Annotated in this window: 23 protein-coding genes; 13 read left to right on the top strand and 10 right to left on the bottom strand. The window is 65.7% G+C overall.

The annotated features are described in order from the left end of the window. Positions 1-6: 6 nt before the first annotated feature. Positions 7-513 (bottom strand): GNAT family N-acetyltransferase, encoded by a 507-nt coding sequence (locus tag AC5QPF_RS12620; RefSeq protein WP_494963527.1) that lies wholly within the window; start codon positions 511-513, stop codon positions 7-9. A gap of 117 nt (positions 514-630) precedes the next feature. Here AC5QPF_RS12620 and AC5QPF_RS12615 point away from each other — a divergent pair, with 117 nt between their 5' ends. From AC5QPF_RS12615 to AC5QPF_RS12595, 5 genes are all read left to right on the top strand, one after another. Next, entirely contained in the window at positions 631-1,233 is a 603-nt protein-coding gene (locus tag AC5QPF_RS12615; RefSeq protein ID WP_494963526.1) for a tetratricopeptide repeat protein, read from the top strand. A 109-nt stretch (positions 1,234-1,342) separates the two neighbouring features. Continuing rightward, a complete protein-coding gene (locus tag AC5QPF_RS12610; RefSeq protein ID WP_494963525.1) occupies positions 1,343-2,245 on the top strand; it encodes a LysR substrate-binding domain-containing protein in 903 nt (300 codons plus the stop codon). 234 nt (positions 2,246-2,479) lie between these two features. Beyond that, positions 2,480-4,060 carry an FAD-dependent oxidoreductase gene (locus AC5QPF_RS12605; RefSeq protein WP_494963524.1) on the top strand — a complete coding sequence of 527 codons (1,581 nt, stop codon included), beginning with the start codon at positions 2,480-2,482 and terminating at the stop codon, positions 4,058-4,060. A gap of 20 nt (positions 4,061-4,080) precedes the next feature. After that, on the top strand, positions 4,081-4,581 hold the full coding sequence (locus tag AC5QPF_RS12600; protein ID WP_494963523.1) for a Rid family hydrolase: 501 nt from the start codon (positions 4,081-4,083) through the stop codon (positions 4,579-4,581). Between the two features lie 95 nt (positions 4,582-4,676). Further along, positions 4,677-7,064, top strand: coding sequence for a TonB-dependent receptor domain-containing protein (locus AC5QPF_RS12595; protein ID WP_494964164.1), 2,388 nt, complete (start codon positions 4,677-4,679; stop codon positions 7,062-7,064). 100 nt (positions 7,065-7,164) lie between these two features. On the opposite strand, the gene AC5QPF_RS12590 is transcribed toward AC5QPF_RS12595, so the two are convergent. Continuing rightward, positions 7,165-9,054, bottom strand: a complete 1,890-nt coding sequence (locus tag AC5QPF_RS12590) for an AMP-binding protein (protein ID WP_494963522.1) — start codon at positions 9,052-9,054, stop codon at positions 7,165-7,167. Between the two features lie 133 nt (positions 9,055-9,187). Here AC5QPF_RS12590 and AC5QPF_RS12585 point away from each other — a divergent pair, with 133 nt between their 5' ends. Next, a complete protein-coding gene (locus AC5QPF_RS12585; protein ID WP_494963521.1) occupies positions 9,188-9,952 on the top strand; it encodes a protein kinase in 765 nt (254 codons plus the stop codon). Between the two features lie 126 nt (positions 9,953-10,078). Here the strand turns inward: AC5QPF_RS12585 and AC5QPF_RS12580 are convergent, their stop codons facing one another. Next, the gene (locus AC5QPF_RS12580; protein ID WP_494963520.1) at positions 10,079-10,789 is read right to left on the bottom strand and encodes a YebC/PmpR family DNA-binding transcriptional regulator; all 711 of its coding nucleotides are present in this window, start codon (positions 10,787-10,789) and stop codon (positions 10,079-10,081) included. 111 nt (positions 10,790-10,900) lie between these two features. Next, complete coding sequence (locus AC5QPF_RS12575) at positions 10,901-12,217, bottom strand: MFS transporter (protein WP_494963519.1); 1,317 nt, start codon at positions 12,215-12,217, stop codon at positions 10,901-10,903. 251 nt (positions 12,218-12,468) lie between these two features. Between AC5QPF_RS12575 and AC5QPF_RS12570 the strand changes: the two genes are divergently transcribed. Then, a complete protein-coding gene (locus tag AC5QPF_RS12570) occupies positions 12,469-13,344 on the top strand; it encodes a LysR substrate-binding domain-containing protein (RefSeq protein ID WP_494963518.1) in 876 nt (291 codons plus the stop codon). Between the two features lie 129 nt (positions 13,345-13,473). Next, positions 13,474-14,061 carry a LysE family transporter gene (locus tag AC5QPF_RS12565; RefSeq protein ID WP_494963517.1) on the top strand — a complete coding sequence of 196 codons (588 nt, stop codon included), beginning with the start codon at positions 13,474-13,476 and terminating at the stop codon, positions 14,059-14,061. Here the strand turns inward: AC5QPF_RS12565 and AC5QPF_RS12560 are convergent. From AC5QPF_RS12560 to AC5QPF_RS12550, 3 genes are all read right to left on the bottom strand, one after another. Next, positions 14,050-14,835, bottom strand: coding sequence for a helix-turn-helix domain-containing protein (locus tag AC5QPF_RS12560; RefSeq protein WP_494963516.1), 786 nt, complete (start codon positions 14,833-14,835; stop codon positions 14,050-14,052). The genes AC5QPF_RS12565 and AC5QPF_RS12560 overlap by 12 nt on opposite strands. A 54-nt stretch (positions 14,836-14,889) precedes the next feature. After that, positions 14,890-17,310 carry a hypothetical protein gene (locus AC5QPF_RS12555; RefSeq protein WP_494963515.1) on the bottom strand — a complete coding sequence of 807 codons (2,421 nt, stop codon included), beginning with the start codon at positions 17,308-17,310 and terminating at the stop codon, positions 14,890-14,892. 72 nt (positions 17,311-17,382) lie between these two features. Then, positions 17,383-17,922: a helix-turn-helix domain-containing protein gene (locus AC5QPF_RS12550; protein ID WP_494963514.1), complete on the bottom strand. Its 540-nt coding sequence runs from the start codon at positions 17,920-17,922 to the stop codon at positions 17,383-17,385. A 164-nt stretch (positions 17,923-18,086) separates the two neighbouring features. On the opposite strand from AC5QPF_RS12550, the gene AC5QPF_RS12545 reads away from it, so the two are divergent. From AC5QPF_RS12545 to dkgB, 3 genes are all read left to right on the top strand, one after another. Continuing rightward, positions 18,087-18,869: an aldolase gene (locus AC5QPF_RS12545; protein WP_494963513.1), complete on the top strand. Its 783-nt coding sequence runs from the start codon at positions 18,087-18,089 to the stop codon at positions 18,867-18,869. Between the two features lie 19 nt (positions 18,870-18,888). Beyond that, complete coding sequence (locus tag AC5QPF_RS12540; protein ID WP_494963512.1) at positions 18,889-19,776, top strand: dihydrodipicolinate synthase family protein; 888 nt, start codon at positions 18,889-18,891, stop codon at positions 19,774-19,776. 227 nt (positions 19,777-20,003) lie between these two features. Next, positions 20,004-20,807 (top strand): 2,5-didehydrogluconate reductase DkgB, encoded by an 804-nt coding sequence (gene dkgB / locus AC5QPF_RS12535; RefSeq protein ID WP_494963511.1) that lies wholly within the window; start codon positions 20,004-20,006, stop codon positions 20,805-20,807. A gap of 1 nt (position 20,808) precedes the next feature. On the opposite strand, the gene AC5QPF_RS12530 is transcribed toward dkgB, so the two are convergent. After that, positions 20,809-21,060, bottom strand: coding sequence for a DUF2790 domain-containing protein (locus tag AC5QPF_RS12530; RefSeq protein WP_494963510.1), 252 nt, complete (start codon positions 21,058-21,060; stop codon positions 20,809-20,811). A gap of 154 nt (positions 21,061-21,214) precedes the next feature. Here AC5QPF_RS12530 and pdxR point away from each other — a divergent pair, with 154 nt between their 5' ends. After that, entirely contained in the window at positions 21,215-22,648 is a 1,434-nt protein-coding gene (pdxR, locus tag AC5QPF_RS12525; protein WP_494963509.1) for a MocR-like pyridoxine biosynthesis transcription factor PdxR, read from the top strand. Here pdxR and AC5QPF_RS12520 read toward each other — a convergent pair. Then, positions 22,641-23,855 carry a cyanate transporter gene (locus tag AC5QPF_RS12520; RefSeq protein ID WP_494963508.1) on the bottom strand — a complete coding sequence of 405 codons (1,215 nt, stop codon included), beginning with the start codon at positions 23,853-23,855 and terminating at the stop codon, positions 22,641-22,643. The two genes, pdxR and AC5QPF_RS12520, sit on opposite strands and share 8 nt — an antisense overlap. Then, entirely contained in the window at positions 23,852-24,310 is a 459-nt protein-coding gene (locus AC5QPF_RS12515; RefSeq protein WP_494963507.1) for a deaminase, read from the bottom strand. The genes AC5QPF_RS12520 and AC5QPF_RS12515 overlap by 4 nt, the downstream gene beginning before the upstream one ends. Positions 24,311-24,401: 91 nt before the next feature. Between AC5QPF_RS12515 and AC5QPF_RS12510 the strand changes: the two genes are divergently transcribed. Continuing rightward, on the top strand, positions 24,402-25,253 hold the full coding sequence (locus AC5QPF_RS12510) for a LysR substrate-binding domain-containing protein (protein ID WP_494963506.1): 852 nt from the start codon (positions 24,402-24,404) through the stop codon (positions 25,251-25,253). Positions 25,254-25,401 lie beyond the last annotated feature (148 nt).

Raw genomic sequence — 25,401 nt, 5'->3', positions numbered from 1 at the left:
CACCTGTCACTCCAATTCAAGTGCCATGTGGATAGTGCGCCATACCGGATCGTCCTCCACATCCAGCACCACGAAGCCCAGCCGCTGCCAGAACGCGACCGCCCCCGGCAGAAACGGGTGGGTATGCAGGTAAAGGACCTCGATGCCCTCCGCCCGCGCCATGTCTTTCAGCGCCTCATACAACTGCCGCCCCAGGCCAGCGCGCCGATACTCCGGTTCAACGAACAACCGCACCACTTCCACCACCCGCCGGGCGCGATAGTCGAGTTGCGGGAAACGATGGTCATAGTGCAGGTATCCGATCGCCGCGACGATTCGCCCGGCGGCCCGGGCAATCAGAAAGCGCCCGGCCCCGGGCGCCAGGTAATGCGCGGCGAAATCCGCCATGTCCGCCGGCATCGGCGCGTCCGCCAGCATCGGAAAAATCCTCGCCCGCGCCTGCATGACGAAGTCCACGACGCAGGCGATATCACCCTCGCCAGACACCTCGATGCGAACATCCACCGAACTCATGTCAATAAGCCACAAAAAAAGCCGGGATTTGCTTGACCCGCCACGGAAACCTCCCATTAAATCCGCACACTCCAAAAACAATAACGGCCGCCGCCAGGCTTCCTCAAGGGACGTCCCATGCTCAGCACCGCCTTCGACAACGCACGCGTCATGGCCCTCAACGACCAGGCGGTGCACTACCGAAACCACGGTCACCTGGATGAAGCCGAGCAATGTTTCCACGAAGCCCTGACCCTGGCCGAAAGCGTCGACGGCTTCGATCCCGCCAGCCTCGCCCTGCTGCGCGACGGCCTTGCCGGGCTGCGCTGGGTGCAGCAGCGGCATGACGAAGCCGAGGCACTCTATCTCGAAGTCCTCAACACCCGCGAAAGCTTGTTCTCTCCCAGCCACCAACTGGTCGGCCAGAGCCTGCAGACCCTCGGCAACTGCTACCTCAAGCAGGGCCGCATCGACGAGGCCTCGCGCCTGCTGGAGCGCGCCGTGCAGGTCTACCGCGAAGACACCCCCGACGATCTGGAGCCGGTCAGCGCCTGCCTGGCCTCCCTGGGCCTGGCCCACCTGCAGCAGGACAACCTGCGCGCCGCGCACACGGCATTCGGCGAGGCCCTGGGGATCTGCCAGGTGCAAAACCCGCGCGACGAGCAGGTGATTGCCATGCTTGGCGAGCAGATGAAGATGATCGAGCACCTGGGCAAGGGTGCCTGGTGGAAGTTCTGGTAAAGCCAGTTCCTACAGTATCCGCACCCAATACATTCCCACCTGCAAAACCCCGCCGGAAGGATTATTCTGCAAAAACATTTCCCCGCCCGACACTATGTGAGAAGCGAATATGAAGATCGATGACATGGACGCCTTCGTCGCGGTCATCCGCTGCCAGTCGACCAACCTCGCCGCCGAGGCCTTGCAGTTGACCCAGCCAGCCATCACCCGGCGGGTGCAGAATTTCGAGGAAGACCTGGGCGCCAACCTGCTCGACCGCAACACCAAGCCACTCAAGCCGACACCCATGGGCTGGCGGGTCTACGAGCAGTGCAAGGCGATCCTGCGCGAGATCGACACCCTGCGCGAGCTGGTGGCCAGCGACGGCGCGCCCAGCGGCACCCTGCGCCTGGGCGTGCCGCAGACCCTCGGCGACGTGGTCCTGCTCGACGCCCTGGCGCAGATCCGCGAAGCCTACCCGGAGCTGCGCACCCAGGTGGTCAGCGGCTGGGGCAGCTCGCTGATCGCGCGCATGGAAAACGGCGACCTCGACGCCGCCGCCGCCCTCTTCCCCACCGGCAAGATCTTCCCCGAAGGCATCGCCAGCCGCTCCATCGGGCGCATGCAACTGCGCGTCGTTGCGGCCAAAGGCAGCGCGGCCAAGCGCAGCTACAAGCTCAAGGACTGCTACCTGCGCGGCTGGGTCCTCAACCCCGACGGCTGCGGCTTCCGCGCCGGCCTGCAACGGGCGCTGAGCGAACAGGGACTGTCGCTGCAGATCAACCTGGAAACCTTCGGCACCGAGCTGCAACTGGGCCTGGTCGCCAACGGTCAGGGCCTGGGCCTGGTGCCGGAACCGCTGCTGGCGCTGAGCAAGCACCGTGACCAGTTGGACGTGCTCAATGTCAGCGACTTCAAGCCCCAGGTCGACCTGTGGCTGTTCCACCCGCGCTACCTGGGCAACCTGCAGGAGCCGGTGGAACTGTTCGGCGCGGTGGCGGCGCAGCGGCTGGATGATCACAAAATAGCTTGATTGCATGTTAAAAATTTTCTTTATGTTTTTTTCTGATAATTAACTTAGAACCAAAAAGCCTTTCACAAGCGTCTTTCAGACGCCTATGTTCTGTTCACCGACCCCGACCTGGTGGAGGCAAATGGATTTCCGCCGCCGCCAGAGGGTTGACCCGCCCTCGCTCCTCCCCGCCTTCGCGGGTTCTCCCTGGCCGCATGCGGAATGCCGATATTGCGAATTCATGGAGAACTCGACATGGGGCTCACTCGTAGAGACCTGGTAACCCGCCTGGCCGCCATCGGTGGCTATTCGGCGGCACTCGGCGGCCTGTCCGCCCTCGGCCTGCCCGGCAACGCCCGGGCGGCGACCTTCGAACCCCTCAAGCTGGCCAGCCGCGCCGGAAACGGCAAGCGCGTGCTGATCGTCGGCGGCGGCATCAGCGGCCTGGTATCGGCCTACGAACTGCGCAAGGCCGGCTTCGAGGTGAAAGTCCTTGAAGCCCGCGAGCGCATCGGCGGTCGGGTCTGGACCCTGCGCAACGGCGATCGCATCGAGCACAACGACGGCAGCCGGCAGACCGTGGAATTCGACGACGGTCTGTTCTTCAACGCCGGCGCCGCGCGCCTGCCCAGCCATCACCTGACCATCCTCGGCTACTGCCGCGAGCTCGGCGTGGAACTGCAGGTGCTGGTCAACAGCAGCCGCAACGCCCTGGCCCAGCCGGACCTGGCGCAACCGCCGCTGCTGCTGCGCCAGGCGGTCAACGACACCCGCGGCCACCTCAGCGAACTGCTGGCGCGCAGCGTGCAACGCAACAGCCTCGACCAGGAGCTGAATGCCGGCGAGCGCAAAGCGCTGCTGGACTTCCTCAAGGTCTATGGCGACCTTAACGACGACCGCCAGTACCGCGGCTCGGTGCGCTCCGGCTACACCCGCTTCGCCGGCGCCGGCGACCAGACCCCGGTGCAACGCGAGCCGGTGGAACTGAAACGCCTGCTGGACAGCAACCTGCTGCTGCCGCTGGTATTCGACGAGATCCCCGAGTTTTCCTCGACCATGTTCCAGCCCGTTGGCGGCATGGACCAGATTCCCAAGGCCTTCTACCGCCAGGTCAAGGACGCGGTGCAGCTCAATGCCGAGGTGCGCTCGATCCAGACGTCCGAACGCGGCAGCCGCGTGGTGTGGCGCGACCGCCTGACAGGCCGCGAGCACACCGAGGACGCCGACTACGCCGTGATCGCCCTGCCCCTGCCGCTGCTGCGCAAGCTCGACAGCAACTTCACCCCGGCCTTCAAGAACGCCCTGGCCGTTCCTCAGGGCGACAAGGCCAACAAGGTGGCCTGGCAGTCGCCGCGCTTCTGGGAAACCGATTTCCAGATCTACGGCGGTCTCTCCTACATCAACCACGAGGCGCGCACCCTGTGGTACCCGAGCGACCACCTGAACAGCGCCCAAGGCGTGCTGGTAGCGACCTACAACAACGGCGACGTCGCCGAAGGCTTCGCTGCCAAGCCGTGGCAGGCCCAGTTCGCCTCGTCCCGCGCGGCCGTGGAATCCCTGCACCCGGGCCATTCGCACAAGCTGGGCCGGCCGGTGGCAGTGAACTGGTCGAAGATTCCCTTCAGCGAAGCGCCATGGATCGTCCACGACGAAGTGGCCCAGCCGGCCTACGACATCCTCAACCAGCCGCAAGGCCGCACCTGGCTGGCCAGTGACGCCCTGGCCCACGGCGGGGTCGGCATCTGGCAGAACAGCGCCGCCGAGTCGGCGCGGCGGGTGGTCGGCCTGATCGCCCAGCACGCCAGCCAGTCCAACCCCGGCGTTGCCGCCGCCTGACCCCCGACAAGGAACGTCCCATGAACACCACCACTCGCCTGGCACTCGGAGCCCTGATGAGCCTGACCCTGAATACCGTCCATGCCGAGAGCATCCAGCGTGTCGACCCGCCGGGGTCGAACTTCCCCATCTCGCAAGTGGTCACGGTGCCGGCCTCGGCCCGCCTGACCTTCATCAGCGGCACCCTGCCGGATGTCGCCGACCCCAAGGCGCCCAAGGGCAGCATCGCCGCCTACGGCAACACCGAGACCCAGGCCTTCTCGGTGCTGACCAAGCTGCGCGGCATTCTTCAGGCCCAGGGCCTGGACCTGGGCGATATCGTCCAGTTGCGGGTGTTCCTGGTCGGTGATCCGGCCAAGGGCAACACCCTCGACTTCGCCGGCCTGCAGGCCGCCTACACGCGCTTCTTCGCCACGGCCGAGCAGCCCAACAAACCGACCCGCACAGCCTTGCAGGTGGTCGCCCTGCCGCTGCCCGGCGCACTGGTGGAAATCGAAGCCATCGCCGCCAAGGCGCCGTGAACCGGGGATTACGCCCGGACCCAACCAGAACAGGAATATCTGCCTTGAACACTGCCCGTCCCGCCCTGTGGCCGGCGGCGACGGCGCGCACCCCACTGTTGGGTGTCGCGCTGCTCACCGGCCTGAATTTCCCCGTGCTCGCCGCCGAGCCCGCCAGCGACACCTCGCGCCTGGACACCGTGATCGTCACCGGTAGCCGCGGCAGCGAAAAACGCACCGTCACCAGCAGCCCGGCGCCGATCGACGTGATCAGCGCCAAGCAACTGCAAGCCACCGGCAAGCCCGGCCTGATGGAAGCCCTCAGCGCCACCGTGGCGTCCTTCACCCTGCCGGAAAAGACCGGCTGGGACGCCAGCGGCATGGCCCGCGCGCCGAACCTGCGCGGGCTCAACGCGGCGCAGGTGCTGGTGCTGGTCAACGGCAAGCGCCGCCACACCAGCGCCACCCTGAACATCAGCGGGATCAACGCCGGCGCCGCCCCCGCCGACCTCGACCTGATCCCCATCAGCGCCATCGACCATGTCGAGGTACTGCGCGACGGCGCCGCCGCACAATATGGCTCCGACGCCATCGCCGGGGTGATCAACGTGATCCTCAAGGCCGATACCAGCGGCACTGCGGTGACCAACGTTGGCCAGGGCTACGACGGCAAGAAGCAGACCGTGCAGCAGAGCCTGAACAAGGGATTCGAAATCGGCAGCGACGGCGTGCTGCAACTGGCCCTGGACGCCCGCAGCCAGAACGACGACAACAAGGCCAGCGCCAATGGCTACAGCGTCGCCGAGGCCCACGAGAAAGCCGGCAAGGTCACCTACGGCGGCTACGGCACGCCGAAGATCAACCTGCTGACCCTGGGCTATAACGCCGATCTGCCGCTGGACGACGGCCTCAGCCTGTATTCCTTCAGCACCTGGTCGTACCGCAAGGCCGAGCAAGGACAGAACTTCCGCCTGCCGACCATCGTCAACACCATCACCACCGGGCCCAACGGCCGGCCCGCCGGCTATACGCCGACCTGGTACATCGAGGAACACGACTTCCAGGCAGCGTTCGGCGCCAGGGGCGTGGCCGGTACGTGGGACTGGGACCTGTCCACCACCTACGGGCGCAACAGCGCCGAACAGGGCACCTGGAACAACCAGAACCCGTCGCTTGGCGAAGCCACGCCGAACCACTTCGAGTCCGGTACCTGGATCGCCAGCCAGTTGACCAGCAACCTCGACCTGCATCGCGCCTTCGAGGTCGGCCTCAGCAAGCCGCTGGACCTGTCCTGGGGTCTGGAGCAGCGCCGCGACGGCTATGAAGTGGAAGACGGCGACTGGGCCAGTTGGGCCGACGGTGGCTACTGCCGGGCCCCCGGCGAGTGCGCCTCGTCAGGGGCACAGGTGACCAACGGCATCTCCCCGGCGGAGGCCGGCAACACCCACCGCAACAGCGTCGCCAGCTATGTCGATGTGGGCTTCAACCCGCTGCCGCAGTGGTACGTCGGCACTGCGCTGCGCTACGAGCACTACGACCATGGCATCGGCGCGACCCGCAGCGGCAAACTCAGCACCCGCTACGAGTTCACCCCGCAACTGGCGCTGCGAGCCACGGTGAGCAACGGCTTCCGTGCACCGTCACTGGCCAACAGCCTGTTCAGTGCACGCTCCACCACCTATGGCGTGGTCAACGGGGTGTACCAGTCGATCAACTACGGTGTGCTGCCGGTGGACTCGGCGGCGGCACAGGCCCTGGGTGCCGAGGCGCTGAAGCCGGAAAAATCCAGCAACTACAGCCTCGGCCTGACCTTCCAGCCCAGCGACCGCCTGTCGTTCACCGCCGATGCCTACGTGATCAACGTGCGCGACCGCATCACCCTGACCGGGACCCTGCTGGGTCCGGAAGTCACCCAGACCCTGGTGGCCAACGGCATTGACTCGACCTCTGGCGGGCAGTACTTCACCAATGGCGCGGACACCCGGACCAAGGGCCTCGACCTGGTGGGCAACTACGACCAGGACCTGGGCGGCTTCGGCAGCGTGAAATGGACGGCGGCGTGGAACTGGAACGACACCGAGATCCTCGGCTACAAGCAGAGCGTGAGCATTCTCGGCAAGGACTACGAGCTGATGAACCGCCAGGCGCGCAACCTGATCGACGGCGTGCAACCCAGGACCAAGCTGCTCCTGGGCGGCAACTGGCGGCTGGACCGCTACAGCGTCAACCTGGGGCTGACCCGCTATGGGTCGTATCGCGAAGTCAACGACGCCAACGACCGCTCGCTGGACCGGGTGTACAAGGCGCGCTGGATCACCGACCTGGATGTCGGCTACCAACTGACCAAGGGGCTGAACCTGGCGGTGGGGGCGAAGAACCTGTTCGACGTGTACCCGGAGCGGCAGGCGCCGAGCAGCAAGACCATGGTCAGTGGCTACGGGGTCTACTCTCCGTATGGGTTTACCGGGGGGTATTACTACACGCGGTTGACCTATGACTTCTGAGTGACCCCATCGCGGGCAACGCCCGCTCCCACAAGGACCGAGTGCACCGCCGAACCTTTGTGGGAGCGGGCGTTGCCCGCGATGAAGCCAGTGAAGATCCTCAGCCAGCCCTGGCCAACCCCGCCAACACCTCCTCGATCTCCACCAGCACCGCCGGATCATCCAGGGTCGACGGCGCCACGTAAGGCTGCTGGTCGGCGATCTTGCGCAAAACCGCGCGCAAGATCTTGCCCGAACGGGTCTTGGGCAGGCGCTTGACCACCCGCACCCGGTTGAAACAGGCCAGCGCGCCGATCTGCTCGCGCACTACGGCCACCAGTTCGGCCTGCAACTGCGCCTCGCCGCAACCCACGCCATCCTTGAGTACCAGCAATGCCAACGGCACCTGGCCCTTGATCTCGTCGCGCACACCGACCACCGCACATTCGGCCACCGCCGCATGGCGCGCCACCAGATCCTCCATCTCGCCCGTGGACAGGCGATGCCCCGACACGTTGATCACGTCATCGGTGCGCCCCATGATGTAGACGAATCCATCCTCGTCCAGGTAGCCGCCATCCCCGGTGTGGTAGTAGCCCGGATAGGCTTGCAAGTAAGACTCCAGGTAACGCGGATGATCGCCCCACAGGGTCTGGCTGCACCCAGGTGGCAACGGCAGGGCGATGACGATCGCGCCCTGCTGGTTGGCGCCGAGCAACTGGCCGTCCTCGTCCACTACCTGCACGTGATAGCCCGGCACCGCACGGTTGCTGGAACCGGCGCGGCCGCCGCTGCCGTGCAAACCGAGGCACGGCGCGGTCACCGGCCAGCCGGTTTCGGTCTGCCACCAGTGATCGTGGACGGTCTTGCCGCTGACATTCTCCAGCCATTCGTGGGTACTGGAATCGAGGCGCTCGCCGGCGAGGAACAGCTGGCGCAGCGAACTCAGGTCATAGCGCCGTAACAGGAGACCGTCCGGGTCTTCCTTGCGGATCGCGCGCATCGCCGTCGGCGCGCAGAACAGGCCGTTGACCCGATACTGCTCGACCACCCGCCAGTAGGCGCCAGCGTCCGGGGTGCGGATCGGCTTGCCCTCGTAGAGCACCGTGGTGCAGCCCTGCATCAAGGGGCCGTAGACGATCAGCGAATGCCCCACCACCCAGCCGACATCGGAAATCCCCCACCACACCTCGCCGGCCTGCATGCCGTAGACATGTTCCATGGCGAAGCGCAGGGCCACGGCATTGCCGCCATTCTCGCGAACGATGCCCTTGGGTTTCCCGGTGGTGCCGGAGGTGTACATGATGTACAGCGGGTCGGTGGCACGCAGCTCCACGGGCGACACCGGCTGGGCGGCAATCATCGCCGCCTGCCAGTCGATGTCGCGGCCGTCGACCAGCGTGGCGCGGGCTTGCGGGCGTTGCAGGACCAGGACCTTGCGCGGCTGGTGAGTCGACTGCTCCAGGGCACGGTCGACCAGCGGCTTGTATTCGATGATCCGATCGAATTCCAGGCCGCAGGAAGCGGTGAGCAGCAGGCTCGGCCGGGCGTCGTCGATGCGCAGGGCCAGTTCGTGAGGAGCAAAGCCACCGAATACCACAGAATGCACCGCACCGATCCGCGCGCAAGCCAGCATGGCCATGGCCGCCTGCGGCACCATAGGCATGTAGATGACCACCCCGTCGCCCTGCTTCACCCCAAGCTCGCGCAGCAGGCCGGCCAGGCGTGCCACTTCGTCGCGCAACTGGTTGAAGGTGTAGGTCTGCTGGCTACCGGTGACCGGAGAATCGTAGATCAGGGCGAGTTGCTCGCCGCGGCCTTCCTCGATGTGCTGGTCGAGCGCCAGGTAACAGCTGTTCAGGCGGCCGTCGGCGAACCATTGATGGGTGCCGTCGGGATTGTCGCGGAGGATTTCCGTGGGTTTGCGAAACCAGGCCAGGCGCTGGGCCTGTTCTGCCCAGAATTCGGCGGGCGCGCAGATGGAGCGGTCATACCACTGCTGGTAGTTCATCGATGTATAACCCTATGTTTGTTGTTGTTAAAGGGCGAACGTCGAGTATGGCCGGTGGCGGCCGGCACGCCATCGAACTTAAGTCGCATGGGCGCTGCTATGATGGCCGCCTTTTTTCGCCGCGACAGCGCCCATGCCCAATCTGGCCTGGCTGGCCTATGCCGGCAATCCGTTGCACGGCGAGCTGCCGGCGCGGGAATGCGCGCAGGTCGACTGGCAGGCCATCACCCTGGAACGGCAGCTTGGCCAGGGCGCATCCGGGGTCATTCATCGCGCCCGGCTGCAAGGGCACGACGCGCCGGTGGCGGTGAAGCTGTACAAGGGCGATATCACCAGCGATGGCAGCCCGTTGCTGGAGATGCAGGCATGCATTGCCGCGGGCAACCACGAGCATCTGATTCCGCTGATCGGCCGGGTGGACAATCATCCGCAGGGAATTCCGGTGCTGGTCATGGAGTTGATCGACTCGGCCTGGTTCAACCTCGCCGGTCCGCCGAGCCTGGACAGCTGTACCCGCGATATCTACCCCGTCGAACGCCGGCTGGATGGCACTGGCGTGAAGCGCCTGGCACTGGCGATCGCGTCAGTGGGCGCGCACTTGCATGGGCGTGGCATCAGTCATGGCGACCTGTATGGGCACAACATTCTGTGTGACGCGCAGGGGCATAGCCTGCTGGGGGACTTTGGCGCGGCATCGTTCCATGACGCAGATGGGAGTGTCGCGGCGAGGTTGATCGAGCGGATCGAGGTGCGGGCGTTCGGGGTGTTGCTGGGGGAGTTGCTGGAGCGGTGTGATCAGGCGTTGCCGGGATTGGAAGCACTATGCAGGGAGTGCTTGGGAAGTGATGGTCTGGAGCGACCGGGATTCGCCCGGATCATGCAACTGCTGGAGCACTAGGCCGGCATCTTCGTCGTTGCTGATGGCCTCATCGCGGGCAACGCCCGCTACCACAGGGATCGCGTGTACCGCAAAACCTGTGGGAGCGGGCGTTGCCCGCGATGAGGCCCTAAAGGCCAGCGACAATCAGGCAGTCAGGCCGACATAGACGTTCTGCACGTCATCATGCCCGTCGATGGCTTCGAGGAAGGCTTCCACCTCGGCCAGGGCTTCCGCGCTCAGGCTCGCGGCGCTGACCGGGTTTTTCGGGGTGTAGCCGATCTTCGCCGAGATGACGGTGAAACCCTGCTCCGGCAGGGCTTTCTGCACGCTGTCCAGGTCGGTGGTCTCGGTGATGAACAGGGTCGCGCCTTCTTCGGCGGGCTCGAAGTCTTGGGCACCGGCTTCGATGGCGGCCATTTCAGGGTCGGCATCGGCGCTGTCCGGGGTGGCTTCGATCAGGCCGACGTGGTTGAAGTCCCACGACACCGAACCCTCGGCACCCAGCTGGCCCTTGCGGAACAACACGCGGACTTCGGCGACGGTGCGGTTGACGTTGTCGGTCAGGCATTCGACGATCAACGGCACCTGGTGCGGGGCGAAACCTTCGTATTTCACCGCGTGGTACTGCACTTGCTCGCCCAGCAGGCCCGCGCCTTTCTTGATCGCGCGTTCGAGGGTCTCGCGGGTCATGGAGGCTTTCTTGGCCTGCTCGACCACCAGGCGCAGGCGGGCGTTCATGTCCGGGTCGGCACCGCTGCGCGCGGCGATCTGAATTTCCTTGGCCAGCTTGCCCATGATCTTGCCCTTGGCATTGGCAGCTTGTTCTTTATGCTTGGCTTTCCACTGTGCGCCCATGTCGACTCTCTTGTTTCAGGTGTCGGTTCAGGAAACGACCGACAAAGTGGCGAGCAGTTTATACGCGCGGCGACGGGCAATCGACAAAAAATGTCGATTGCCCGTTCCACCTCAAGTGCGCAGCGGCTTGACCGCCATGGCAGTGTTCGGCGCCACCTGTGGATCGTGGCCCGGACTGGCCGGGCGGCTGTTCCAGTGCGGCAGCAGCACCAGCGCGGAAAACAGTGCGCAGCCGGCGAAGATGATGAACACGGTGACACCATCGAAGTAACCCGGCAGCAGCCCGCCGAGAATCGCTCCCACCGAGCCGCAGCCGTTGACGAAACCGGCCGCCGTGGCGCCAGCCTTGGCGGTGCCGAAGTCGATGGCCGCAGCGCCACTGATCATCGAATCCGGTCCGTACAGGGTCAGGCCCATGACGAACAGCAGGGCCACTACCAGTGCCACGCTACCGGTGTGCAACGCGCCCATGAACAACCCCAGGACCACGGTCAGCACCATCAGGCTGATCACGCAGGCCGGCATGCGTCGCGCGCCAAACAGCTTGTCCGAGGCCAGGCCGATCATGATCGGGCCAAGCAATCCGGCCAGTTCGAAGGCGGTGGGAATGATCGCCGCACCCACCTTGCCCACCGACGGCATCTGCTCGAAGACGATCACCGGGCCCCACAGCAGGATGGCGTAGCGCGCCGGCTTGAGCAGGAAATAGGCCAGACCGAGGATCAGCACCGTGCGGTTGCGCAGGATGTCGCGCAGCGGTGCCCAGATGCTGCACAGGTGGCTGGCCGGAACCATGCTCTGCGGTTCCGGCTCCACCGGCGGCAGACCGACATCCTCGGGCTTGTTGCGTTGCAGCAGGAAGAACAGCAGCGCTACCCCGGCCACCACCGCAGCGCTGGAGAAGAACGCCGCGTGCCAGGTGCCGACCAGGGTATAGGCCCACCAGCCGGCGAAGGGCGAGGCCACCAAGCCGCCGAAGGCGTAGCAGGAACTCCACAGCCCGAGCACCCGACCACGCTGGGCGGCGGGGAAGAAGCTACCGATGTTCTTGCACAGCCCGGCCCAGCCGGTGGACTGGGCCAGGCCCTGGACCAGCATGCAGCTGGCGAAGATCGGGAAGGTCGCGTAGCTGCCCATCACCACGGCGGCGGCGGCGGAAATCAGCAGGCCACCGAGAACCACTACGCGCGGCCCGAAGCGGTCGGCGAGCATGCCCCAGGTGAACTGGCCCACGGCATAGGCGGCCAGGTAGATAGCGTCGAGGTTGGCCATGGCCATCTTGTCGAGGGTGAAGTCGGGGTCCTCGGCAATGCCGAGCTTGGCAACGGAAAAGGCTTTGCGGGTGAAATAGAACGCGGCATAGGCCAGCCAGGTGATGGCGAAGATCTGCATGCGCCAACGCTGGATGTCGGGGGTGTGCTTGTTCATGAATCTGACCTCGGATCTGAGTGTGCCGGCAGAATTGGAAAAAACGCCTGTTTTGTTGTTGTGTTGAGCACTCCGGTGACAGGTGGCCGTCACCGGGTCAGATGGGCCGCCTTTTCATCCGCCAGGCGCCCATGACCGGACAGTCATTCGGATGACTGTCGCGGGCCGGAAGATGGAAACAAATACACACTGATAAACAAAATCGATTTATCGTATTTCAAATATAAGCCCAGCTTGTTACAGGAGAGGCGATGTCGGTTTCCCAGGCTCAACTCAAGGCGTTCCATGCCGTCGCCCAGCACGGCAGCTTCACCCGTGCCGCCGAGCGACTGTTCCTCACCCAGCCGGCAATCTCCGACCAGGTGCGCAAGCTGGAGGAGCGTTACGGCGTGCTGCTGTTCCACCGCAACAAGCGCTCGGTGCAACTGACCGACCTCGGCGAACGCCTGTTGGGCATCACCCAGCGCCTGTTCGCCTGCGAGGCCGAGGCCAATGAACTGCTCCAGGATTCCCGCGCCCTGCAGACCGGCACCCTGGTCCTGGCGGTGGATGCCCCGGTGCACGTTCTGCGCCAGGTCGCCCGCTTTTGCCAGCGCTTCCCCGGCATCAGCGTGAAGATCGAGACCGGCAACACCGACGAGTCCCTGGCCCGGCTGTTCAGCTACCAGGCCGATATCGCCCTGCTCGGGCGCGATGTGGAGGATGCGCGGTTGTTCTGCCTGCCATTGCGTGACGAGGCCATGGTGGCCTTCGTTTCCCGCGACCATCCCTGGGCCGGGCGTACCGAGATCCGCCTGGCCGATCTCGATGACACGCCGCTGGTGCTGCGCGAGCCCGGCTCGGTGACGCGGCAGACCCTGGAGGAGGAAATGCGCCGGGCCGGGCTACGGGTACGGGCGGCGATCCAGGTGGAAGGACGGGAGGCGGCGCGGGAGGCGGTGGTGGTGGGGATCGGCGTGGGGGTGGTGTCGGCGGCGGAGTTTGGCGCCGATGCGCGGGTTTGCGCGGTACCTATCGTCGATTGCCAGCGGCGCTTGAAGGAGACGCTGGTGTGCCTGAATGAACAGCGCTCGCGGCGGCTGGTGGCGACGTTCATGGAGATGTTCGAGGAAGTACCTACCCCTTGAAGCTGGCTCGCTCCCACAGGATGAGTGTTCACCCGCATGGGTAACGACGCCGAGGGCAGTTTTCTTCAATACCGGCACATTCAGCCCCGATAGTCTCCAGGCTCCCTCCCCTGATCGAGAGTGCCTTTCATGAGCCTGTCGCTGTCCATGGCCGCCTTCGCGCTGGCCGCTTCCATCTCCCCCGGCCCGGTCAACCTGGTGGGCCTGGCCGCCGGCGCCCGACATGGCCTGCGCCCGGCCTTGCGGCATGTCACCGGCGCAACCCTGGGTTTCTGCTTGCTGCTGTTGCTGATCGGCTTCGGCCTGCATGCGCTGCTGCTGCGTTGGCCGGGACTGACCGAAGCCCTGCGCTGGGCCGGCATCCTGTTCCTGCTGTACATGGCCTGGAAACTCGCCAGCGACGACGGCCGCCTCGGCGACCGCGACCCGCACAAGGCCCCGAGCTATCTCTACGGCGCCGCCATGCAGTGGCTCAACCCCAAGGCCTGGCTGGCCTGCGTCGCCGGGGTCGGGGCCTTCGTCGGCCAGGGCGAGACAGCGCTGCTCTGGCAGTTCACCCTGATCTATCTGGTGATCTGCTACCTGTCCCTCGCGTGCTGGGCCTGGGCCGGCACGGTGATCCGTCGGCATCTGGAGGAACCGCGGCGCATGCGCTTGTTCAACCGCACCCTGGCAGGCCTGCTGGCCGCCAGCGCCGGCTACCTGCTACTGGGCTGAGCGGTAGTGCCCCGGGGTCGCGGCCAGGTGCTGCTTGAAGGCCCGCTGCAGATGGGCCTGGTCGGCGAAACCGGCCTCATGGGCGACCTCGGCGATCAAGCGGCCCTGGCGCAGTTGCGCACGGGCATAGCGCACCCTGTGGTCGAGCAGGAAACCATGGGGCGTCAGGCCGAAATGCTGCTTGAAGGCGCGGATCAGGTAGGACGTCGATAGCCCTGCTGCCTCACCGATGTCCTCCAGCTTCAACGGCTCGGTGCAGTGCGCGCGGATATAGTCCGCCGCCCGCTGCAGACGCTCGTTGCCCTGCCCCGCAGCCAGCGGCGCCGCCTCGATCTGCTCGCGCAACTGGCCAAAGAAGCACTCTGCCGCAAGGCGCTTGTCGTCGCTGGCACAACCGCTATCGGTCAATCGTTCATACAGGGCGACAAGGCTACGATAGAGCGAAGGCGAGGTACTGAGTGTCTGCGCCAGGGGCTCGAACCCTTGCGCCTCCAGCCAGGGCATATCGACGTAAAGCATCAGGTACGACCATGGCTGATCGGCAATCGGGTTGCAGGCATGGACTACGCCGGGGTTCATCATCACCACGCTGCCCGCCTCGATCTCGTGCCAGCGCTGGCCGTCGAAATAGGTACTGCGCCCGGCGGTGATGGTGCCGATGGAGAAGCCTTCATGGGAATGCCGCGAATAGCAGACCTTGCGCCCGTCGGCGACACCCCGGGCCTCGATGAACGACAGGGCCGGATCGCGCCAGAAAGTCGAACCATTGCTCATCGAAAATTCCCCCGGGGCTGTACGAAAACAAATACGAAAACAATAGGCAGCCTATCACCCGGCGCTTGTGTAGCGCGATATCTCCAGTCGCTCCGCCAGCGCCAGATCGCTATTGACCAGCGGCAGGATCAACGCCATGGCGCCGTCATACAGCGCACCCGGCGCGCTGTCCGCAGCCCGGCAGCGCTCGAACAGGGCCAGCAACGGGGTGCCGATGCCCTCCGGCCCCGACGGTTCCTGGCACGCCGCCACGTACAGCGTCTCGAACAGCGAGTGATAGCCATTGCGCAGCCAGAACGCGCTGTTGGCGAGCTGGAAGCGCCAGTAGTCGACGAGGGTCGGCGGCTCCTCCAGCAGTTTCGTGAACTCCCGAGACAGGACTTCGGTGACGCGGCTGATGCCACCGGTGAACGGCACATCCAGTGTTTCCATGACACGGGTCTGCGGATGTTGCGGATCGGCAACGTATTGGAGATACCCGCGGTACTTGTCCTCGGCGATCACCCAGCGGTTGTCTGCCGCCAGCAGCCGTTCCGGACAGGCGTTGAGAATCAGGTAAGGGTCGGGACGCTCCAGGCGATTACTGGAGGCGGGTTGTCCGGCCCGGAAGCGCAGGCAGTGGAACAGCGCCTGTTTGCCCAGGCTGCGGGCGTCCTCGCTGTCCGGCTGCTGGTCGCCCAGCAGCGCTTTCAGCAAGCGCCGGGCCCTGACCTGATGGGGCATGGCCGCCAGGGGGTCACCGGACAATTGCCGGGCCTGGGCCACGATGGCTTGCAGGTACGGATCGGTCAGCAACTTCGCCAACCCGCCGCTGTGCAGCAGTTGCCCGGCAAGCCTGGCAAGCAAGGGCTCTACTGCCCGCCATTGCCAGACCCTATCGGCGAACGCCCGTTCCCACAAAACCTTGCCCAGAGGGTTGCCCCGGACATCGCGCAGGCTGTCGCGACCCACCTCCGGCACCGGCAACACGCCGCCCGGGGTCAGGTGGTTGCGCTCCAGCAGACGCAGCCACTGGGCCAGGAACGCTTCGCGCTCACGCGGGCTATTGAGCCACAAGCAGGCGCCCTCTCCCTCCTCGCGCAGGGCTTCCAGGCGGCTGAAGAACGCCGCGTTGTGGGCATGGGCTCGCTGCACATCGCCCACGCAAAGGTGCCTGCTGTTGAGCCGTCCGCCCTGCACTTCCAGCACTGCGAACGGCGTCACCGCCGGGTACTCGCCACCCTGGGGCAGCTCCAGCAAGTACAGGTGCTCGCCAAAGCCCAGATCGCGCTCCAGCGTCCGGATACTGACGAAGCGGCCATCGCGGTCGGGGTCGTGGTGGACCTGGGCATAGCCCGGAACGGCGATAGTCTCGAAACTATCGATATCGGCGTAACGGTTGAGCAATTCTTCGAGTCGGCGGGGCTGGTCGACGCTGGGTACCTTCCACAGCAGTCGCGGATCGTCGAAGGCCTCGATGCCGATCTGGTTGCACACCTTGCGATCGACGTTCAGCACCCGCAGCCGCGCACCATCCTCCAGCTCCCGCAGCAGGAAGCCATGACGCAGGCTGTGCTCCGAAACCAGATAGTGGCCAAGGAAGGCCTCGACGAACGCGTTGCGCACCAGCACGGAGCGGATCGGCGCGAAGGTCGGCGAATGGGCCCCGGGGGGTTCGTGCTTGAGCCGGTAGTGCTGCTGCCAGGCCAGCGAGCGCGCCGCGGTGCCAAAGGAGAAATGCATCAGGCCGCGGGTCTGGGTCACCAGGCGCCCGTGCTCCAGGTGCAGGTCCTTGTAGCGTCCGTCATAGCTCGGGTCGACCAGCGCCACGTTCATCCGCACATACCCGGGACGCTCCTCCATCAGCAGCAGCGAGAGGTTGACCGGCCAGCCGTCGGACTCCGCCGGAATCCGTTCCAGTGCGGCGAGGCTGGTTTCTGACGGCGCGGCGAGCAGCGTCTGATAGCGCTCGGCCACCGCCTTCCAGCCCTGCTGCCGGGCAAACGGGCTGATGCGCGGCGGCGTGCCTTCGGCATCGAGCTTGCGTTGCAGCAAGTCGATCATCCGTTGCAGGCGTTGCAGCAGCCCCGCACAGGGCACCGCCAGGCCGTTGCCGGCGCGTAACAGGCGCAGGGCCTTGCGCCAGGCGCCTTCGAAACCGTGCGCGGCCATCTGCTGGCGCATATACAGGCTGATATCGCGATCCAGCGCCTGGCGGTACGGGCTGTCGCTGTCCAGCTGCGCACGGCGCTGGCGCAGTACGGCGAGGTGTTCATCGATATCGCGAGGGTTGTCGTCCAGGCTCAGGCACTGGGCGGCGAGCACGCTGAGGGTGGTGCGCTGGATCTCCAGCAGGCGCGCGTCGACTTCACCGAGAAAGTCGGCGCGCTCGCCGGGGTTGAGGTGAAACCATGGGCTGCGCCGAGGGGCGGCGGCCATGCGCTGGTCGATCAGGGTGTTGAGCAGGCGGGTGTAGCCTCGCGAGGGCTGGGTCATGGCGATCATCCTTGAGGGCCGGGGGAAGTCGCGATGCTAGCGCGCCCCCTGCCGACAAAGGACCGGCAAAGCCTACCCGGCGTCGTGCACCACCACCAGCAACTGCGCCGGCGCCTCGCCCAGGGAGCGCAAGCGGTGCGGGGTCTGCGCGTTGAAATACAGGGCATCGCCACGCTCGAGCACGACCCGCTCGCTCATGAAGTCCACCTCGACTCGCCCCTCGTGGACGAACAGGAACTCCTCACCGAGGTGCTCCTTGAAGGTCGAATCACTGAAATCCATCGGCGGACTGGTGAGGAACGGCAACAGGCTGCGCTGGCCGATCTGGTTGGCCAGCACCGCATAGCCCGGTCCCCCGGCATTGCCGCCGAGCAACTGGCGCTCACCGCTGCGCACCAGGCTGTAGCGGGCCTGCTGCCGGGTGTCCTCGGCGAACAGTTCTTCGACATTGACCCCCAGGGCCCGGGCCAGCTTGAGCGCGGCCGCGATCGACGGGGTATTCAACCCGCGCTCGACCTTGGACAGATAGCTCTTGGTCATGCCCGACTGCTCGGCCAGCACTTCCAACGTAATACCCAGTTTTTTTCTCAATAATTTCAAACGGATAGACATGCGGCGCGATGGATTCCCGTCAAGAGTGCAACTTTTCCCTTGCCCATGACACTTTGTGTCATATAGCCTTGTTTGTGTCACCAGGATTGACCGCCCCGTTTGTTTCTCAGGCTCGCGGGGCGGGCCAGCCATGACATCGCACTTACCTCACCGAGGACACCCCGATGACCAACACAATGGCATTGCCCAAGGACCAACTGGTCCAGCAGGCCCTTGCGCGGATGCAAGGCTCGCTGGCAGATAATACGTGGACTGTCAGGGAAAAGCTGGCCCTGACCTGCCGTATCCTCTTCGACCGTGGTCACGACTCCGGCCTGGCCGGACAGATCAGCGCCCGCGGCCCGCAGCCCGGGACCTTCTACACCCAGCAACTGGGCCTGGGTTTCGACGAAATCAGCGCCAGCAACCTGCTACTGGTCAACGAGGACCTGGAAGTCCTCGAAGGCCAGGGCATGGCCAACCCGGCCAACCGCTTCCACAGCTGGCTGTACCGCGCTCGCCCGGACGTCAACTGCATCATTCACACCCACCCCACCCATGTCGCCGCGCTGTCGATGCTGGAAGTGCCGCTGCAGGTCTCGCACATGGATGTCTGCCCGCTGTACGACGACTGCGCCTTCCTCGAACGCTGGCCGGGCGTGCCGGTGGGCAACGAGGAAGGCGAGATCATCGCCGCCGCCCTGGGCGACAAGCGTGCCATCCTGCTGTCTCACCACGGTCAGTTGTCCACCGGCGTGGATATCGAGCAGGCCTGTGTCACCGCCAACCTGATCGAGCGCGCGGCGCAGTTGCAACTGCTGGCCATGTCCGCCGGCGCCGTGCAGCCGATCGACCCCGCCCTGGGGCGCGAAGCCCACGACTGGATCGACCGGCCCAAGCGCCATGGCGCCGCCTTCAACTATTTCGCCCGGCAAAGCCTGCGCAAGCACGCCGACTGCCTGAACTGACCGCTTTGGAGCCTTGCGCATGAACACTCTTTTCCACGGCATCATCGGCTACACCGTCACCCCATTCAGCGGCCGCGACGGCGAAAGCCTCGACCTGGCTGCCCTCGGCCACTCCATCGAGCGCCTGATCGACGGCGGCGTGCAGGCCATCGCACCGCTGGGCAGCACCGGCGAAGGCGCCTACCTCAACGACCGCGAATGGAGCCAGGTGGCGGAATTCAGCCTCAGCCATATCGGCAAACGCGTGCCAACCATCGTCAGTGTGTCCGACCTGACCACCACCAACGCCATCCGCCGCGCGCGCTTCGCCGAAGAGCACGGTGCCGATGCGGTGATGGTGCTGCCGGCGGCCTACTGGAAGCTCAGCGAAGCGGAGATCCTCCGTCACTACCAGCGCATCGGCGACAGCATCGGCATCCCGATCATGCTTTACAACAACCCGGCCACCAGCGGCACCGACATGTCGGTGCAACTGATCCTGCGCATCGTCAAGGCGGTGGAGAACGTGACGATGGTCAAGGAGAGCACCGGCGACATCCAGCGCATGCATGCCCTGCAACAGCTCGGTGAAGGCCAGGTGCCCTACTACAACGGTTGCAACCCGCTGGCCCTGGAGGCCTTCGTCGCCGGGGCGACCGGCTGGTGCACGGCGGCGGCCAACCTGATTCCGGTGCTCAACCAGCAGCTGTACCGCGCGGTGACCAGCAACGATATGGAGCGGGCACGGGAGCTGTTCTACCGGCAGTTGCCGCTGCTGGACTTCATCCTCAAGGGTGGCTTGCCGGCGACGGTGAAGGCGGGGTTGAAGCTGACCGGGATCGATTGTGGTGTGCCGCGTGCGCCGGTGTTCCCGCTGGATGAGGCTGGGTGTGGGAAGTTGAAAGGCTTGCTGGCTCAACTGGCCTGACAAGGCGGACACGGGCCCCTGTGGGCGGGTTCACCCGCGATTGCGATGTTGAATTCACGACCGTAATCGCGGGTAAACCCGCTCCCGCAAGGTTCGGTATCCGGCTTCCGGGCCCAGTCGGATTCGTGATCCACACGCAAAGATCTTGTTCCCCACCACCGGTTTTTCCAGCCCCATCGACCCCGGGATACTAGGCTCATTCCCACCCAAACCGATGAGGACCTCCCATGACCCTTCCCCTGTTCGGCCTCGGCACCTTCCGCCTCAAGGACCAAGTGGTCATCGGCTCTGTGTCGATGGCCCTTGAGCTGGGCTACCGGGCCATCGACACCGCGCAGATCTATGGCAACGAAGCCGAAGTCGGCCAGGCCATCGCCGCCAGCGGCGTGGCTCGTGACCAGCTGTACCTGACCAGCAAGATATGGACCGACAACCTCGGCGCCGACCGCCTGATTCCCAGCCTCAAGGAAAGCCTGCACAAGCTGCGCACCGACCACCTGGACCTGACCCTGATCCACTGGCCCTCGCCCAAGAGCGCAGTACCAGTCGCCGAGTTCATGGGCGCCCTGCTGGAAGCCAGGGCCCAGGGCCTGACCCGCGAGATCGGCGTGTCCAACTTCACCATCGACCTGCTGCGCCAGGCCATCGCCGTGACCGGCCCGGGCCAGATCGCTACCAATCAGATCGAGCTGCACCCGTACCTGCAGAACCGTCGGCTGGTGGAGTTCATGCACAGCCAGCAGGTCGCCGTGACCTCCTACATGACCCTCGGCTACGGCAAGGTCCTGCAGGATCCGCTGATCCAGGCAATCGCCACCCAGCACAACGCCACCCCGGCGCAGGTCACCCTGGCCTGGGCCATGCAACTGGGCTACGCGGTGATTCCGTCCTCGACCCGCCGCGAGAACCTGGCCGGCAACCTCAAGGCCGTCGACCTCCACCTCAGCGACGCGGACATGGCCCGCATCGCCGCGCTCGACAACGGCCTGCGCCTGACCAATCCGGCCGGACTGGCACCGCAATGGGACTGAGTCAGCCCTGGCTGGAGCATTCCGAAGAAAGCTTGCGGTAATTCAACGCGTGCTCCTGGCCCCGGGAATCGAGGTAGGTCATGGTCGCCACGACCACCTTGCACTGGTAGTCCGTGGCCGGCTCGCGCATGTCGAGGACCTTGGCGATATCCAGCGGCATGCCGTAGTGGTAGTCGACCGGAGTGGGGGGCTGCGTGGCCTGGGCGGCGCCGGCAAGGAGCAACAGGGGAAGCAACATCAAACGCAATTTCATGGCGAATCTCCTTGGTTCAAGGTCATGCACCGTGCTGCGATCACGTCACCCCTTCAGTGTGGATCCAGCCCACGGATTCCGTGGTCTGGAGGGATGAACGGCGAGGAAATCGGTTACCCTCGGCAACTGTTTCTCCACCCGGACTCCGCCGCCCATGGAACTGCACATCACCCTGCTCGGCCGCAAGGACCTTGCCGACCAGCTGTACCGGCAATTGCGCGACGGCATCGACAGTGGCCGCCTCGCCGCCGGCACGCAACTGCCGCCAACGCGGCTGCTGGCCGAGCAACTCGGGGTGTCGCGCAAGACCGTGGCCGAAGCCTATTCGCGGCTGACCTATGACAACCTGCTCAGCGGCCAGGTTGGCCGCGGCACCTTCATCACGCCTCAACCCCTGGCCACCGCGCCGGAACGCTGCGACACGCCGCTAGCCAGCGCCGCCAGCCTGGAGCGCTGGCGCGCCCGCGGCCTGCCCATGGGCCGCCCGGCGCTGGAACAACCGTCGCGTTACGACTTCGCCGGCGGCGTGTCGAGCAAGGTCCACTTTCCTTTCGATGCCTGGCGCCAGTGCAGCCAGCATGCCCTGCGCCAGTGCCAACGCAGCACCACACGCTACGGCGATGCCCGCGGCCTGCCGGAGCTGCGCGAAGCCATCGCCCGGCATATCGCTTTCGCCCGTGGCGTGCATTGCGATGCGCAGAACGTCCAGGTGTGCAGCGGTGCACAGCAGGCCCTGGACCTGATCGCCCGGGTGCTGATCGAGCCGGGATGCAAGGTGGCTATGGAGGACCCCGGCTATCCGCCAGCCAGGCATTTGTTCGAAGCCCTGGGTGCGCGGATCCAGCCTGTGCCGGTGGATGCCGAGGGAGTTCGGGTCGATCTGATCGAAGCGGGCGTGCGCCTGGTCTACGTGACGCCGTCGCACCAGTTCCCCTTGGGCATGCCCATGAGTCTGGCGCGCCGTCATGCCCTGCTGGCTCGCGCCGCCGAGCTGGGCGCGGTGATCATCGAAGACGACTACGACAGCGAGTTCCGCTACGAAGGCCGCCCCACCGATGCGCTGCAGAGCCTCGATGAACATGGCCTGGTGGCCTATGTCGGGACCTTCTCCAAGACCGTGCTGCCGGAACTGCGCCTGGGCTACGCCATTCTGCCGCCGGCGCTGCTGGAGCCGGTGCGGATTGCCAAGCAACTGAGCGACTGGCATACCTCGACCCTGAGCCAGTGGACCCTGGCGCGCTTTATCAGCGAGGGGCATCTGCTCAAGCATATCCGCCGTTGCCACGGGCTCTACGCGGCGCGGCGGGAGCGGATCCTGCAGCGTCTGGAGGGTGACCTGAGTCCCTGGTTCGAGGCGGTACCGAGCACGGCCGGCTACCACCTCAGCGCCCTGGCCAGGGACGCGCTCGACGTAGAGTTCGTCATCAACCTCGCGCGCAAGGTAGAAGTCGGCCTGTATCCGCTGCGCCCGTTCTATACCCAAGCAACGCCGCGGCCCGGCCTGCTGCTGGGTTTCGGCGCCATCGAGCTGCTGGATATCGACCCGGCCCTGGACCGCCTGCGCGATACCTTGCAGTCCCTCAGTTGAGAACGCTGGCCGGCGAGACGCGTTCGGCCATGGCTCGCGCGTAACCGCGCGGGGCAAAACGCCCGGTGACCAGCAACATCGCCACCACGGTCACCGTCAGCAGGGCCCAGGACGCCTGAAAGTCCCCGCTGATATCCCGCAGCCAGCCGGTCAGGTAGGGCACCAGGCCGGTGATGATGAAACCGATGCCCTGGACGAAAGCCGCCAAGCCACCGGCATGGCGTGGATCCTTGAGGTGTTCCAGGGTGAGGGTGAGGCTCAGGCTGAAACAGGCCCCAAGCCCGAAGCCGATCAGACCGACCCACAGCCCCGGCGACAGCGCCGGGTCCAGCAGCAAGCCGGCGAAGCCCACCAACTGCGCGGTCAAGGCCAGCCACAGGCCCGGACGACGATCAGCCATGCGTCGCAGCAACAGCGGCAGGCCAAGAGCGCCAAGCACCTGGAAGATCGTCATCAGGCCCACCAGCTCACCGCCACCGCGGGCACTGCCACCGACCTGCTGATAGTAGGCCGGCAGCCAGGCCACCATGCTGGTATAGCCGCCATTGATCAGGCCGAAATAAACCGCCAGCAGCCAAGCGCGGCGGTTACCGAAGAAATGCCCACCGCCGCCGCCACCCTGGCCGGCAGCGCCTTCCAGGGTCGGACCGACCAGCCCGAGCAGCAGCAACGCCAGGAGCACCGGCAGCAACCACACACCGAGCCCGGCCTGCCAGTGGCCGAAGTACTCGGCAACCCGCGGCCCCAGCACTGCCGCCAGGCCGCCACCCGTCATCAACGCGGCCGAATACACGCCCATGGCCAAGGCCAGGCGGCGGGCGAACCAGCGATTGACCAGCCCCGGCATCAGCGCCTGGACGAAGGCCACCCCCAGCCCGGCCAACACCGCACTGGCAATCAGCGCGGTGCCACTACCCAGCAACAGGCGCCACAGGCAGGCCAGACCGATGGCGGCCAGGCCCAGCAACAAGCCGCCCTGCTCGCTCAGCCAGCGCCGCAGCCACGGCTGCAGCAGCGGCACCAGCCCCATGCACAGCACCGGCAACGCGGTCAGCAATGCCGCCTGCTGGTAGCCGATGCCGGTTCCGGCACGGATGTCTTCCAGCAACGGGCCGATGCTGGTTAGGATCGGCCGAAGGTTGACGGTGACCGCGATCACCAGGGCCATCAACGCGGCGCCGCGCCAGCGGGAGGTCGCCGGGATCATGCTGGCCGCACCTGCTGCCACAGGGCGTAGAGCCCGTCCTCATCGGCCGGTTTCAACGCACGCAATGCCACCGACTGCTGCTGCGGTGGTCGGGCCATCTGCGCGTAAACCGCCGTGGTGGACAGGCCGTAGGGCATGCCCTCGTCGTTGTCGTAGGCGAACCACGCGCGCTCGATCCCGCACAGATGCATGGCGGCCAGGCACATCGGGCAGGGATGACCGCTGGCGTAGATCTCGCAGCCGTCAAGGCGCGGCTGCCCCAGAACCTGGCTGGCCTGGCGGATCGCCTGCAGTTCGGCGTGGGCGGTAGGGTCGTTACTGACATGGATCTCGTTGACGGCGCGGGCAATCACCTGGCCGCCGCGGACCAGTACCGCGCCAAAGGGCCGGCCGCCGGCGTGGATATTGTCCCGGGCCAGGGCCAGGGCTTCGCGCATGAAGGCTTCGTTGGCCATGTTTCGACTCCTGACGAATGAAGCGCGATTATCCCGGGCGGCGGGTGTAGCATGAAATTAATTGATTTCATGCATATCAGTGGATTTACGCATGCTTGACCCACTCCTGCTCCGCGCCTTCGTCACCGTGGTGGAAACCGGCAACTTCACCCGCGCCGGCGAGCGCCTGCACCTGACCCAGTCCACCGTCAGCCAGCAGATCATTCGCCTGGAACAGAATGTCGGCGCCCGTTTGCTGGACCGCAGCCAGCGCCAGGTGTGGCCGACCGACGCCGGGGAGCGGCTACTGGGTTATGCGCGGCGCATCCTGCGTCTGGAAGAGGAGGCCCGGCAGGCCATGAGCCCGGCTCAAGCGCAGACCGCCCTGCGCCTGGGGGCGCCTGAGGATCTGGCCGGGGAGTTGCTGACCGAGGCCCTGCGCGGCTTCATCGGTGAGCGTCCGCATTTGCGCCTGGAGGTGGAAAGCGGGTTGAGCAATCCGCTGCTGCACCTGTACCGCAATGGCGAGCTGGACATCCTCCTGGTCAAACAGTGGGGCGCCGACCGCGACGCCCATGCCCGCTGGCCAGAACCGCTGTCCTGGGTGTGCAGCGCGCGGGGCATGGTGGCGGAGGAACCGTTACCGCTGGTGGTGTTTCCAGTGGGGGCGCTGTATCGGCAGGAGATGATCCATGCCCTGGAAAGCAGCGGGCGGGCCTGGCGGATCAGCTATTCCAGTACCAGCCTGGCGGGGCTTGGAGCGGCAGTGAGTGCGGGGCTTGGGGTGAGCCTGATTCCGGCGCGGTGTGTGCTGCCGGGGCATCGCGTGCTGGGGCGGGAAGAGGGATTTGCGCCGGTCGACGGGCTGGAGCTGGCGCTGTATGCACGGGCCGGGCTGGATGAGGATGGTTTGGCGTTGCGCGATCTGCTGGCGGGGTTGTGCGAGGTGCGGGCAGAAGCCTGATTGATCCTCCCACTGGGGCCTCATCGCGGGCAACGCCCGCTCCTACAATGTCCGCGGCGACACCGAACCCTGTGGGAGCGGGCGCTGCCCGCGATGAGGCCGGTACTGGCGCAGATAATCGATTGGCCTCCCGAAATCTCCCGGAATT

Source organism: Pseudomonas sp. Con_6 (assembly GCF_059379395.1).
Note: the sequence above shows the minus strand (reverse complement) of the source record. Positions and strands in the feature narration are given on the sequence as shown.